The organism is Candidatus Lokiarchaeum ossiferum (genome assembly GCA_025839675.1).
GTDB lineage: Archaea > Asgardarchaeota > Lokiarchaeia > Sigyniarchaeales > Promethearchaeaceae > Lokiarchaeum > Lokiarchaeum ossiferum.
This window is the reverse complement of the sequence record CP104013.1, coordinates 3211915-3226001: the sequence shown is the minus strand read 5'-3', so window position 1 is coordinate 3226001 and position 14087 is coordinate 3211915. Positions and strand designations below refer to the sequence as shown.

The following is a 14087-nucleotide window of genomic DNA, read 5'->3' as shown; positions in this document are numbered from 1 at the left end:
ATTAATTTTATTTTTGAGCTATTTCAGCTGAACCGGTTGGAATTATACGGATGAGATCATCGATAGAGGTTAATCGGACCCATTTTTTTTCTGAAGGTCTCGCTTTGAAAATAAATTTTCCAAGAATTTTCTTCGCAAGTTTACTCGTTTTTAACCCACTTTTAGATGGTTTTATTCGAACGAAATTGTTAGTTTGTAATTTTAATGCAGAAATTGGACCAGCCAACACCATTGGATAGAATTGTTTTTCCTCTCCCTCTTCATTTAAAGAAGAGTTTTCATTTGTGGAATCTGCCTCTTCCTCATTTTGATCATTTGCAGAAATTAATTTAACTCCTATTCCAATTTCAAGAAATGGTTTGGTTAAGAAATTTTTCGTTCCGTTTACAATAAAAGAGCCCTTTTTTAGATATTCCCCTGATTTGGGAGATTTCGATATTTGCTCGGGATGAACGTAAAATATGTCGGCGTTTCCCCATCCTTGTTTCCATGCTGATGAATAACAAGATGCAAAATTCGCAGTCTCTTTAATAGTTTGTTCTGGAATATTTAGATTATCATCATTCTTTATTATACACACTGAAGCACCTCTAACGTCAGTATGAAAGAAAAGATCGTTTTTGCTCATATGTTTTTTTACAATTGCTTCATTTGATGAGGCATCTCTTCCCCCTACTATTAAAAAATTATCGCTTGAAATGAACCATCTAAATTTTTCGTACCATTTCATTTTTGGACGTTTTAAGAGTATAGCTTTTCTTGCTTCAACATCTTCATGGACTTCCTTTTGTCTTTCTATTTTCTTTTTTGTATCGATTGATGCTTTTTTAGCCCCAATTATCTTTTTCTTCGCTTTTTTTGCTCTATCGTAAATTATTTGAGCATTATCAATGGCACTTTTCTTTAGATCAAGTTTAAACAAATTCTCTTCCAGTTTTATTTGAACAGCCACTTCTTTTTCAAAAATTTTATCAAAAATTAAACATTCTGGAATTTGTTTTTCTTTTCCCATTTTTAATATATTTGTAATTTCTTTCCAAGATCTCTTTTTTTCTCGTTTTTGAGTCATTATTGTATTAATTAACGTGTCTATCTGAGGTATATATTGATAAATTAAATGTCCTTGTGTTATCGATCTTTCGCGAATTTTTTTTGATTCATCAATTTTTTCTAATTGCTTTTTTAATATTTTCTCGTTTTTCGATAATTTTCCTTGAGATTCTTTTACTTCTCCATCAAAAATTTCATCCGAATCAAATCTAGAGAAAAATTCATCAACAACTTGATTAAAACTTTCTAATTTTTTTGAATCGAAGTTCGAATATAATTGCATCTCAATAGGTTCAAATCCAACTGGAATATTTTCTTTATTTAGAATTAGTCTAGGAGAAAATTTCGATTTTTGAAGAGATTCTATCATATTTTTCGTTGTATTATAAATGAGACACATTTGATCATTAGATAGGTTAGTAACTTCCGATTTTTTATCAATATTTGCCCTTTTACAAATTTCTTCGGAAAAAGCCCCTCCAACATTAAAAGAACGGGCAATAATTCTTACCAGCTCACCTGTGGACTCTTTTAAATGATCAATGAATAAATCGTCATTAATATCCCACAAATCCACACCCCTTGAAGGGGGATATAAATAAGGTTTTTTTGCAAGAATGGCTCGATCTCGCATTTTTTTATAACTTTTAGCCATGTACGTCATATCATCTCCATCTACCAGAATATAATTTCCCCCTCCAAAAAACTCGACTATGAATTTCCATGGTTTTCCTTCTGAAGATTTTAATTGAAATATTAGTATTCGATCGAGTTTATACTGATAAACCCGTTCAATCCTCCTCCCTTTCATATATTTTCTAAGCGAAGTAATAAATTGTGATGGAAAAGGGGGAACAGGATAAGTAAATTCAGTGAAATTGATTCTTCGTTTTGGATCAATGATGATGTTTTTTTTTCCATCCTTTGATCTACATTTGATTAGAAGTATTTTCCCTTCTTTACTTGGTACTTCGTAAATGTTTTGAATAAAACCATCTTCCAAAACTGCATTTAATTCATGAGAAAGGACAAAAATATCGATATTGCTGATGGATTTCTTGATTAGTTTGAGATTATTTATATTGGTTGCCATTTTGATTGCAATCCTTTTAGAATATTGTTAAAATTAATATTTAAAAAAATAGAATTAAAATTGTTTAGTTTTCTCTCTTTTTAATTGCGGAAACTAAACTTGTTACAGTTATCAGCGATATAATTCCCCATGTCCATCCAAAGGGGATAGTTTTATTTGCAGTAGCAACAATTTCATCTGGTTCAGCTGCTGGTTCTGGGAGATAGATCAATGTTAATCCTTTTGTCCCATCAGCTACAACCAAATAATCATTGTAAATTGCTAAATCATAAGCTGGACCGATTGTATTGTAGAGTTTATCATCCGTTATATTTACAGGATTCGATAAATCTGAAATATCAATAAATGAAATTCCTTGTTCTCCATTTGATAAATATGCTGATTCTCCATTAACAACGATAGAACTTGCATTTGCTGTTGAATTATAACTTCCAAGTAATTGGGGGCTGTCTAATACACTTGAATTAACAATATGCATTCCTTTTTCACCAGCAGCAATGAAAATTATGGAATCCGAAATTTCCAAATCCATCATTTGGCCTTCTAAATTGAGTGTTGACATAATAATAGGATGGGTAGCATCTGATACATTCACTATTTTCAAACCCTCATTAAAATCTGTCAAATATGCTGTATTATTAATTACTACAACATCACTTATGCTTCCATCAATTTTTCCTACTTGAGATGGGTTCGATGGAGTTGATACGTCTAAAATAGATAAACCTTCATTTCCTATTGCTACATATGCTAAATTACCTTGTACAGAAATACTTGCAATGCTATTAGAATATTGGTATTTAGATAACAATATTGGATTAGTTTCATCGCTTAAATCAAAAAGGAGAATTGAATTATTTGAATCTGCTAAATAGCCAATATCATCGGCAACAAAAATTTTTTGTGCATTAAGCCCATCTATTTTATAAGAACTCATCAATTCTCTGTGATTCGGATTGGTGATATCCAAAATAACAAATCCATTTGTACCATCTGCAATATACACCATATTTCCTTCGATTTGGATATCGTAGGTATCAGCGGGATTACTTAATTGATCATCCCAAGCAGGATAAGATACAAGAGTAAAACAAATTGTAGAGATGAACATGAATGTAAAGAAATGACCTCCGATCCCAGTTTTTAATATCTGTTTCCAATCCCACTTATCTTTTTGATAGGGTAATTTAAATATTAAGAAACTTTGAATGAACGGCCATCCCAAAAGTAGCAGCATCATATACAAAAACATCCACCAACCGACAAGTTTAAAGACCAGTACTCCTAAAAGTGCGGAAACAGCAGCAACAGCAACTCTAACCCAATAGAATTTTTCTTCTTTGGTTATCTCTTTTTTTTTCTCAATATCTGCGACTTTTTCCTTCGTTTTTACCTTGTACATTATTTTTTTCTTTTTTTTCTTAGCCACTTCTTTTCACATTATAATTATATTGGTTGTTAAAACTACATGATCAAAATTAAAAGTAATCAAAAAAATTTTGGTTTTTTACTTTTTCTCAAGAAAAACTTGTGCGTAACATTTCTTCTTTATAAACAATTCGTTCACAATAGTTACACGCTACTTTCAAAGGTTCTTCTTTAAGTACTTTAAATTCTGTTGCTACAGGTTCCCGTTCTACATTTGTTATGCATTTCTCATTAGGACACTTAATTATTCCTAATATCATCTCTGGTATTTTGACTACTAATTTTTCCACAACTTTATAATCTTCAATGAAAGAAACTTTGCACATTGGGGAGATAAGGGCTATTTGGTGGATTTGTTTTTCATCTAATAAAATATTTTCAACTTTCACAATATCTTTTTTACCACTTTGTGATGAATTGGATTTAACATTAATTCCAACTGTAATTAGCTTGCCGTCTCTACCTTCTAAACCAAGAATTTTTAGTACAGAAAACGCAAAACCTGCTCTGATGTGATCAATCACTGTGCCATTACAAATTCTTTCAACATACAGTCTTTTTGTTTCTTTTTCTAAGGGGATATCTGACATTTTATGCTCCATACTATTGAATATGATTTTATTTTAAAATTTATTTATTTGTTCCTAATCTTTCAGTAGATTTGCATTTACCCATTTTCTTAAAGCTTTACATTTGGTTTTAAAAACTGGAGGATGTTGGTAAAATTGATTCCTATACGGACAATCAGAATCTAGCTCACATTTATCTTGGTCTATATTATAGATCATTGGATAAAATCTGCATCCTTCGGGGCGAACAGAATAAATTTGGCATTGTTTTAGTTTTAAATCATAAAAAATGCAACTATTATTGACGTTTTTTAATAAATAATAACCATTTTCAAAAGAGCAAAAATCGTCTTTTGTATGTTTAGTTTTATTTGATTCTTCAATCCTATTAATGTCTTTTATGCTTAGTTCCATTTCAGTTGATTGACAACAAATTCCACATGTTTTACAAATTTTCATTTATATAATTATATATGAAGTCATTAAATTTATTGAATTTTGGGTAAAAATTTAAATCACTTTTTAAGTACGATCTAGCTTCGTGTTATTGGTTGTAGTAGAGAATTAGAAAAAAGATTGTTTGAAATTTACTTTACCTTAATGTACATATTTTTTGAATTTCTTTTAACTAAACCTCGTAAATAGAATTGCTTTAAAATATTTCGAGCTTCACGTGCATCATCTTGTTCCATATCTAACACTGCCATAAATTGATAAAGTGAAAATGATTCTGGCAATAATTGTTCAACTAATGTATATAATCCCATAATTATCACATATATTTTGATATAAAGAGAGTTGTTCGACATAAATTTAAAATTTTTTCATTTCTATTGATCTTACAATATAAATAATAATGTGAAGAAAATGCAAATTCCAAGAAGAATAAGACAAAAATTGGTAACATTCATAATTCTCTTTTTATTACCCATATCTACTATTTCCACATTGAATTTTCGAAATTCTAAAGCAATATCAATTAGAGAATTAGATACATTCAAAAAAAATCAGGATATTATTTTCCAATCATTCAATCAGGATGTTGATTCATCTTTCATGGAGCCGAAATCAAAATTATCTTCTTTCTTTAGTTTAAGCAATAAAATTGATTCAAAACTGATTGAAATTTCAAACAATTTACCATTAAGTACTGAAGTTAAAATTATAGTGTATTTTCAGGACCATATTTCAAAAAATAATCGAATAGAACTATTAAAAACCTGGTTTCCAAAAGTTAAGATTGGTTATAATTATGATATTCTCCCTTGTACTTCAATTGAAGTTGAAAACCAATATTTAGCCCATGTTATTGATAATATTGAAAATTTTAGATCAATTCGTTTTTTATCGCAGGATCATCGAACTAATTTAGCCTCGTCAAGATTTCAAAACCTTTTTTCAGATAATTCTAAGTGGAATGCTCCCTTTAGTGACGAAAACTGGTGGTTGGATGCCATAGGCATGTCAAATGTAAATTATACTGGTAAAGGCATTAAATTGGCAATTATGGATACTGGTATATCTGTTCACCCCGATTTTTTTGAAGATGGAAATCCTTCACAATCTCGAATATTTGCGAGCAAGAATTTTACCTACGAAAGAGCCGTTTCCATTGAAGATTATACCTACGATTGCTATGGTCATGGAACTCATTGTGCTGGAATAGCTGGAGGTAATGGCATAACATCAAATGGAAAATTTCGTGGAGTTGCACCAGAAGTTGAATTTATAAATGCGAAAATCTCAAATTCGAGTGGAACTATAGAAGAATCAGATGTAGTTGCAGCGATTGAATGGTGCATGGAAATAGGAGTTCAAATTATTAGTATGAGTTTTGGCTTGAATATTCCTGAGGTTTGGAATGTTGAAACATTGGCCATTCAGAAAGCAGTTGAATCGGGTATTGTTGTCGTTACTTCCGCGGGAAATAGCGGCCCAAATTTTTATACTGCAGGAACTCCTGGAACGGGGTTATACTCGATATCTGTCGGTGCAACTGATATAAACAATCATGTTGCTTCATTTAGTAGTGTTGGTCCTTCCTTTTCAAATCAAATCGGACCAGATATTTGTGCACCGGGGGTAAATATCATTTCCACCGATTCTTTAGATTCAATTCTTTCCTTGGATTATACTTATGCTAACCCACTAATTAATTCTAAAAATCAATTTGGTTATATACCTCTTTCTGGTACAAGCATGGCATGTCCTATGGTAGCTGGGGCCGTTGCAATCCTTCTTGAAGCTTTTCCAGAATCTACGCCTGAATCCATTCGTAATGCACTCATCAAGGGCTCTTCAGTGATAGAAAGACCCTCTCCTGAAGGATATGGTGCTGCTCAAGGTGCTGGGTTGATTAATGTCAGTAAATCTTTGGATTATCTAGGCAATATAAAAAAACAGGCAGATAGTGTAAATAATCAAGTTCTTCTTTTTCCAAGACAAATTCCTTATGCTCCATTTGATTTATTACGATTTCCTGGAGATTATCAAGGAATGAATTTTTCCATCTATTCTGGCTCTGAATGTCATATTTCCATAGAATTACCTAACTTAGTCGGAATTGAATTTAATACTCCCGAAAATGAATTTTCTCTAGATTATCATGGAATTATATCTTTTCCATTGGAAATACATATAAAAAATTCTGCCATTGCAGGTAATAGACTTGGTACTGTAAATATAACTGATAGAATTTCAAATAGAATATTAGATAGCGTTTTAATTAATATCTCTATTGCAATTCCTAAACAGAAGATCTATTTTGAAAGTTTTCATGGTCTTAATGACCTTTATCCTTCAGAATCTCCGATCTATTCTCAGATCCAACTCTATAATATGATGTATGATTTATCGCATCAAAACTATAGTATTTCTTATAAGATGCAAAATTGGACTTCAGGATATTTTTCAAGTTCGGATGCAGAAATTCTATCACCTCGCTCGTTAGCTGATATTGATCTGCTCGTTTTACAAACCCCAATCTTAGCTTACTCTGAATTTGAACGTACAACAATTGTAAACTTCTTTAATAGAGGGGGATCAATTTTATTTTTAGGTACAAAATCGAATAAAATGTGTATTGATTCAATCAACTCTCTTTTTTCTGCTCTTAACTCGGGGATAAGTATAACAGAAAAAAATATTTTCAATTTTAGAGATTATTCAATTGGAGCTAGTGTTCAACCTTACGTTGTATCGAACTTAGATCAACAGCATTCAATCTTTTCAAATATTGATAGTTTCAAATTTCTGTTCGGAAATTCTTTTGAAACATCTGGAAATGCAGAGGCACTTGCCTCAATAGATGGTAAGTGTGTTGTTTCATGTTATGATTCGACTGAAAATGGAAAGGGAAAAATAGTTGCTTTTGGAGATTACCATACTTTTGGTAATTCATATTATAATGATCCAACTTATTACTCAAATCATTCTAAATTATTATTAAATTTGGTTGATTATTTAATGCCACTTGATCCAATTGAGATATCTCATGATTTTGAACGACAAAATACAACAGAAAATTATCTGAATATATCAATCAACGTGTTTAATAATTATATTAATAAATTTGAAGATGAATTTATCCCTGGAGAAAGCATTAACACCACAATCATTTATGGAAATGGTACAGAAAGTCCTCTTTCAAATCAAATCGAAAAAATTGATAATCATTTTAATCTGAATCTTTTCTTAGAGAACGAAGCAACCAGTCAAGAAGCACTTAGGATTGTAACGAAAATTGCAAAAAATTCCGAAATAATCCAAGATTCATTTGAGTTCTATTATTATCCTTATCAAATTCAGGGGTATTCTAATATTACAGATGATAATGTAGAAATAAATCGCTCTATTGAATCAAAACCTGCCTTATATGTGAATAGCCCGTCAAACAATCAATTGGAATCATATATTTCAATCTATTCAGATTCATATTTGGCATCAAATAGACTATCCGAACTGAAAGGTAGAGTAAGTATCCATAATCTCTCTGATTTTTTCTACAAGATTCAAATAAATTCATCCGAAATCACTACGGGCGGTGAGGGATATGCTTATTGTTTCACTCAAGATAATTCTTCTACTCAATGTATTGATTTTTCTCCGGATAGATTTCTTTTCAGTGTTCAAAATTATATTCCTGAAATAGATTTTGGAAAATCTCTTTTTTCCAATGTAAAATTTTCTACAACACAATCTGGTGGATCAATCTATCCTATTTCAGCAAAGTTGGGAACTCCCTACAGTTTAACTGTATTTACTGAAGAAAAAGTGTCTTTTGAAGATTCGAATGAGGATTTGACAGTGGTCGCGTCAATAGTTCCAATCTTGGTTTATAATGGTTTTATTAATTTATTAAATCCTCAAGAATTTCCAACATTGAATTTTGAATATAATTCGGAAGATAATTCTCACCGTAGTGTTTTTTCATTCCCAGAAAGCTTGAATTATTCTCGTGCAGGTAATATAAGAGATCAATCATTACAAACAGATATGATCAATTATTTTACCTTATTGTGGATAACCGTTCGGGATTCGGATGGAGGATCATCCAGTGAATTTCTTCTATTTTATCTTTACTACGATATTCCAAACTTAAACAACTTTTTGCCAATTATTATTGTTTTGGCTCTTCTTGGTGTGTCCATAATAATTATCAATTATAAAAGTCACATTTTCAAAAAGAACCAAACCATGAAATTTTAGCTACCTTTTTTTTTTATCAATCTTTTAGAATTGTGAGTTTATGTCAAAATTTTCATCTAAATATAATCAATACAAGGACTTAGAATCAGTTTTTCCTCATAAGCATTGTTCTGTATGTAAAAAAATGATTCCAGAAGAAGGGAATGAATTTGATGAATATTGTTCAATGGAATGTTCTGGACAAATTCAGGGTCAAAAAAAAAGTAAAAGAAAAAGAACGATAATAATGGTCGGTTCATACGCTATCATGATCATTGTTTTCATTATCATTGCAATTACAAGTTCAAAATAGTTTATTCTTGAATTGCTTCTTTTATTCGATTTTCAATCCAAGATTTATCTAACATCGTCATTAAAGGTCCTAAACGAGGTCCTTTTTTTGCATCCAAGAATATACGATAAAATGCTTGAAATATCTTCATCGGTTTAATATTTAATTTTTCTCTTATGCTCATCATTACATTTTTGACATTTTCCTCTGTGAATGCTGCCATTTCTTTAGTATGATCTAAAAAGCTTTTTAAAGCATCAACTTGAGATTGATCAAGATTTTTTCGAATATTTTGTGTTATCTCGGGCACAAATGTGAAGATTTCTGTTTTTTGTTTTAATTTTTTAACTTTTCCTGGATCTTTTTCTGTATTAATGATTCTTTGCATTTCATCAATCCAGTTTAAAGCTCGCTTTATAATGATCCGAAATTCTTCAATTGAAAGATTTGAAGTATTTCCATTTGAAATGAGATATTCTTTTGCTTTTGAAAATATAATCTCCTCTTTTAAAACTGATTTCAATTGAGCTAAAACTGTCACAAGTTTTAGAGGAATTTGGGCGGGAAATTCTTTGGGAACTTTATCAACTTGAATTAACGGATAGATGAATTCTACTTCTTTTTTTTCAGTTTCAGTTGATTCTTCTTTTCCAAAGAAAATTCTTTCAATTCTTTGATATTCATTATAATATTGCTCAAGTTCTTCTATTCTAATAGAAATATGTTTATTTGGATTAGTTTGGAAAATCAACATCCTTAATATTTTTGGATCAACCATTTCTAAAAATTTTGCGGGGGTGAAAACGATTCCCTTTGATGTTTTCATGTCCCGATCTCCGAGTCGCAACCATTCATAGGATAATTTTATTGGGCCCTCATATCCATAGATGTTTTTACATAAATCTAATCCCGTATCGTAGGATCCACCTGGAGTGCAATGATCTTTTCCTGCCGGTTCACAAGTTGTTTTGAATATTGTCCATTTTGCTGGCCAATCCAGTCTCCAATTTAATTTTACTAGTCCGCTCTCTATACCTACTGAACCTTTATAACCACACGCAGGACATTGATAATAGCAAGAATCGGATTTTTGATCATATTCAAGAACTCTATTAGGGGAAATTGTCCCATCCTTCTGTTTTTTCTGAGTACATTGACATTTTTCACATATAACCATGGCCCCCATCCAAGTTTTCTGTTGTTCTAAATAAATGTCTTTTTGTTCTTCGGACATAGAGGCTGTTAGATATTTTGCAACAATTCTTTTAACTTCTTCATTTTTTTTTAAACCTATCCGAATCATATCTTTCATTTCTTTAGTTTTATATAACTCATGAGTCCAGACGATTTTTGCCCCAATTCCAAATAAAGGAAAGATACTTTCTAACTCTTCACCAAAATATTGTGCATAATTTTTATCATTTTGATTTATTGGATTTGGAATTAAAGCAAATGGTTTTCCTATATTTTTTTTTGCATAATCCTCTTTGATGTATCCAGGAAATCTTTTAGCTGCATCTAAACTGTCTATAAATAATCTGAAATGGACAATTTTTCCCTTTTCTTCAAAAATTCTCTTAATCGCGTCACATATCAACAATTCTCTCATGATACCTAAGTGAATATGTCCACTTGGTGTTTTTCCCGTAGATAAAGCAATCTCAGAAAGATTTCGTCCATTAATTTTTTGAATTAATCCTTCTAACCAATGAATTGGAAATTCATCTTGAGATTTTTGATCATTATCATTTTCCATATATGTTCAAATGTAAGTAGGAATGAATAAATTTTGAATTTTTTGTTAATATGAAGGACTTTATGAATCGGAAAAGATAAGAATTATAAATTTTTATTTAAATTGGGAAAAAAAATGCGGATAGCTGTCCTTGATAGAGATACATGCAAGCCAACGGATTGTTCTGTATCTTCAAATAAACCATGCATCAAATATTGTCCGGGAGTAAGAACCGGATTGGAAACAATAACACTGGGTAAAAATGGATTCCCATATTTAACACCATCGCTATGTTCAGGTTGCGGGATTTGTGTTAAGAAATGTCCATTTAATTGCTACAAAATTGTGAACGTACCTGAAAAACTAGATTCCCAAATAACACATAAATATGCTTTAGATGGTTTTACCCTATTTAGAATGTTGTTACCAAGTAAAGGGAGAGTTTTAGGTGTAATTGGACAAAATGGAATTGGCAAATCAACAGCAATGAATATTCTATCGGGACATCTTAAAATGAATTTGGGATTATTTAATGAAGATAGCCCTGATTGGCCTGAAATTATAGATCACTTTAAAGGATCCATATTGCAAGGATATTTGGAAGGTTTGAAAGAAAAGAAGTTGAAATTAATTCATAAACCACAAGAAATCACCGCTATTCCAAAATTTGTAAAGGGAACCGTAGAATCTCTTCTAAAAAAAATTGACACCACCGAAAAAATGGACTATATTGTATCAGAACTATCATTGGATAAAATTTTACATCGAGATTTGTCTGTTTTGAGTGGAGGTGAATTACAACGCGTCTCGATTGCTGCTGCATTGCTTCGAGAAGGTGAATGTTACCTATTTGATGAACCTTCTTCGTATTTAGACGTCAGTCAAAGGTTAAAGATGGCCAAGCTAATTCGGGAGTTATCCGATACTGAAAAAAGAGTTATCGTGATCGAACACGATTTGGCAATATTAGATTTTTTAAGTGATCAAATTTGCTTGCTCTATGGGGTTCCTGGAGCGTATGGAATCATTTCAAATGTACAAGGTGTTAGAGTGGGTATTAATATATATTTAAATGGTTATATCAAAGACGAAAATATGCGATTTCGTGAAGAAGCAATTCAATTTCATGAAAGACCTCCCGCTTCATCCCTATATGAAAATTCAAAAATTTTGTTTGAGTATGGAGATATGGAAACCACTCTAGGAGATTTCCATTTGAAAATACCAGGAGGAGAAATTCACGCTGGAGAAGTTATTGGGATCTTAGGTCCAAATGGTAGTGGAAAAACTACCTTCATTAATCTGATTTCTGGTAAAATTAATCCCGATAAAGGTGTTATCGATCAAAAAGATTTGAAATTGTCTGTAAAAACTCAATATATTGATTATGAACCGGAAATAACTGTTTATGGAATTCTCCAAAAGATTAAAGGTTCTCCTCATTTCGATTCACAATATAAAAAGCGTATTATTCAAGGATTTAAGTTGGAAGATATTGAGAATAGGACCATTAAAGAGTTAAGTGGCGGAGAACTTCAAAGAATTGCAATTGCTGATTGTTTAACTAATGAAGCTGATGTATATCTAATCGATGAACCATCTGCGTTTCTTGACGTTGAAATGCGGCTTTCCATGGCATTAATTATACGAAGATCCATTGAAAGCATAAAAAAAGCTGCTTTTATTGTTGAACATGATATTATAACGCAAGATTTCATATCTGATTCATTAATCGTATTTAAAGGTACTCCTGGTGTAATGGGTTTTTCCAGCGTTCCTCAAGATTTGAGATCTGGAATGAATGAGTTTTTGAAAATGATGAATATTACCTTTAGAAGAGATTTATCTACTGGTAGACCCAGAGTTAATAAAATAAATTCGAACTTGGATAAATATCAAAGAAAAATTGGAGAATATTACTATATCCCAACAAAAGATGAAGATTGAAGTAAATCAAGTATTTTCAAGTTTTCCTCAAAAATTTAATGTTTTTCTTTAAACTGACCTATTTTTTTTATTTAAATTCACATTCAGATGAATTCTAATGATTTCTCATAAAATATCCCATGTTAATATCGACATAAATCGAAAAATTTAACAATAATCACATATTATTTAAAATAACTTCTCATTCAAGGTGAAATGAAAAAAAAGTTTCCCAAGATCTCATGAGAAGTCGTGATGCAATTTTTGCTCACAAATCAATATGTGATAAACATGGGACATCGAAGACAATCTGCACCCCGGCATGGCTCGCTGGCCTATCTTCCTCGAAAAAGAGCAAGATATGGTAAAGGCCGTGTTAGAAATTGGTTAGATTACGAAGGAAAACCAAAATTTTTGGGATTTGCAGGATTTAAAGCAGGCATGACACACATTGCCTATATTGAAGATCAAGAGACTAGTCCATTCTTTGGAAAAGAACTTGTGAAAGCAGTAACTATTGTTGAAGCACCCGCATTAGTATTATTTGGAATGAAAGTATATCTCCGAGATGAATATGGTATGAATCCTGTTGGGGAAATATTATCACCAACGTTGAAACCAGAATTGGGTCGAAAAATTCAATTACCAAATCCTGAGACCTATAATTTCGAAGAGAAGTTAAAAGAATTGGAAGGAAAAATAGTTGATGGTGTTGAAATTCGGGGCTTATTCCATACACAGCCATACAATACTTCAGTTCCAAGAATTAAACCGGATATAATTGAAATTAAAGTTTCTGGTGGTAAATCTAAAGAACAATTTGAATATGTGAGAGATTTACTTGGACAAGAACTTCGAGTTCGAGATTGTATCGAAGAAGGCTCTTTAATTGATTCCATTTCCGTTTCCAAAGGAAAAGGTTTTCAAGGTGCTGTTAAGAAATTTGGAATTAAATTAATGTCAAGAAAGAATCGAAAAGGCAAACGTAGAGTCGGATGTATTGGACCATGGAAGCCTCCAAAGCTTTTATACACCATTGCGCGTTCAGGACAGATGGGTTATCACCAGCGGGTGGAATATCATAAGCGTGTAGTTAAAATATCTGAAGATGGAGATGAAGTAAATCCTAAAGGTGGAATTATCAGATATGGGTTAATTAAAAGTGATTATTTACTTTTACTCGGTTCTGTACCCGGTTCAAAGAAAAGATTAATTCGATTAAGAGAAACTATGAGACCCAAAGCACATCATGCAGTATCTGTACCTGAGATAACTTATATTAGTAAACTCAGTCAACAAGGAAAGTAG

General features: G+C 31.5%; 10 protein-coding genes. 4 read left to right on the top strand and 6 right to left on the bottom strand.

The window, feature by feature from the left end:
- Window positions 1-7: 7 nt before the first annotated feature.
- The 5 genes from rqcH to NEF87_RS13660 all read right to left on the bottom strand — a co-directional run bounded on the left by rqcH (window position 8) and on the right by NEF87_RS13660 (window position 4907).
- The gene (rqcH, locus tag NEF87_RS13680) at window positions 8-2143 is read right to left on the bottom strand and encodes a ribosome rescue protein RqcH (RefSeq protein ID WP_457916239.1); all 2136 of its coding nucleotides are present in this window, start codon (window positions 2141-2143) and stop codon (window positions 8-10) included.
- A gap of 64 nt (window positions 2144-2207) precedes the next feature.
- Complete coding sequence (locus tag NEF87_RS13675; RefSeq protein ID WP_457916238.1) at window positions 2208-3572, bottom strand: LVIVD repeat-containing protein; 1365 nt, start codon at window positions 3570-3572, stop codon at window positions 2208-2210.
- 88 nt (window positions 3573-3660) lie between these two features.
- A complete protein-coding gene (gene pyrI, locus NEF87_RS13670; RefSeq protein ID WP_371801981.1) occupies window positions 3661-4161 on the bottom strand; it encodes an aspartate carbamoyltransferase regulatory subunit in 501 nt (166 codons plus the stop codon).
- A gap of 54 nt (window positions 4162-4215) precedes the next feature.
- The gene (locus NEF87_RS13665; protein ID WP_457916237.1) at window positions 4216-4599 is read right to left on the bottom strand and encodes a YkgJ family cysteine cluster protein; all 384 of its coding nucleotides are present in this window, start codon (window positions 4597-4599) and stop codon (window positions 4216-4218) included.
- A gap of 128 nt (window positions 4600-4727) precedes the next feature.
- On the bottom strand, window positions 4728-4907 hold the full coding sequence (locus NEF87_RS13660; RefSeq protein WP_371801979.1) for a hypothetical protein: 180 nt from the start codon (window positions 4905-4907) through the stop codon (window positions 4728-4730).
- Window positions 4908-5007: 100 nt separating this feature from the next.
- Between NEF87_RS13660 and NEF87_RS13655 the strand changes: the two genes are divergently transcribed.
- Window positions 5008-8847 (top strand): S8 family peptidase, encoded by a 3840-nt coding sequence (locus NEF87_RS13655; RefSeq protein WP_457916236.1) that lies wholly within the window; start codon window positions 5008-5010, stop codon window positions 8845-8847.
- 40 nt (window positions 8848-8887) lie between these two features.
- The gene (locus tag NEF87_RS13650; protein ID WP_371801977.1) at window positions 8888-9139 is read left to right on the top strand and encodes a DUF2116 family Zn-ribbon domain-containing protein; all 252 of its coding nucleotides are present in this window, start codon (window positions 8888-8890) and stop codon (window positions 9137-9139) included.
- A 1-nt stretch (window position 9140) separates the two neighbouring features.
- On the opposite strand, the gene lysS is transcribed toward NEF87_RS13650, so the two are convergent.
- Window positions 9141-10874, bottom strand: a complete 1734-nt coding sequence (gene lysS / locus NEF87_RS13645) for a lysine--tRNA ligase (protein ID WP_457916235.1) — start codon at window positions 10872-10874, stop codon at window positions 9141-9143.
- A gap of 114 nt (window positions 10875-10988) precedes the next feature.
- Here lysS and NEF87_RS13640 point away from each other — a divergent pair, with 114 nt between their 5' ends.
- A complete protein-coding gene (locus tag NEF87_RS13640) occupies window positions 10989-12800 on the top strand; it encodes a ribosome biogenesis/translation initiation ATPase RLI (RefSeq protein WP_371801975.1) in 1812 nt (603 codons plus the stop codon).
- A 270-nt stretch (window positions 12801-13070) separates the two neighbouring features.
- Window positions 13071-14087 (top strand): 50S ribosomal protein L3, encoded by a 1017-nt coding sequence (locus NEF87_RS13635; RefSeq protein WP_371801974.1) that lies wholly within the window; start codon window positions 13071-13073, stop codon window positions 14085-14087.

What these genes read in the sequence shown, in the direction of transcription:
- rqcH (WP_457916239.1), bottom strand. Translation starts at nt 2,143, where the DNA reads ATGGCAACCAATATAAATAATCTCAAACTAATCAAGAAATCCATCAGC.
- pyrI (WP_371801981.1), bottom strand. Translation starts at nt 4,161, where the DNA reads ATGTCAGATATCCCCTTAGAAAAAGAAACAAAAAGACTGTATGTTGAA.
- NEF87_RS13665 (WP_457916237.1), bottom strand. Translation starts at nt 4,599, where the DNA reads ATGAAAATTTGTAAAACATGTGGAATTTGTTGTCAATCAACTGAAATG.
- NEF87_RS13660 (WP_371801979.1), bottom strand. Translation starts at nt 4,907, where the DNA reads ATGGGATTATATACATTAGTTGAACAATTATTGCCAGAATCATTTTCA.
- NEF87_RS13655 (WP_457916236.1), top strand. Translation starts at nt 5,008, where the DNA reads ATGCAAATTCCAAGAAGAATAAGACAAAAATTGGTAACATTCATAATT.
- NEF87_RS13650 (WP_371801977.1), top strand. Translation starts at nt 8,888, where the DNA reads ATGTCAAAATTTTCATCTAAATATAATCAATACAAGGACTTAGAATCA.
- lysS (WP_457916235.1), bottom strand. Translation starts at nt 10,874, where the DNA reads ATGGAAAATGATAATGATCAAAAATCTCAAGATGAATTTCCAATTCAT.
- NEF87_RS13640 (WP_371801975.1), top strand. Translation starts at nt 10,989, where the DNA reads ATGCGGATAGCTGTCCTTGATAGAGATACATGCAAGCCAACGGATTGT.
- NEF87_RS13635 (WP_371801974.1), top strand. Translation starts at nt 13,071, where the DNA reads ATGGGACATCGAAGACAATCTGCACCCCGGCATGGCTCGCTGGCCTAT.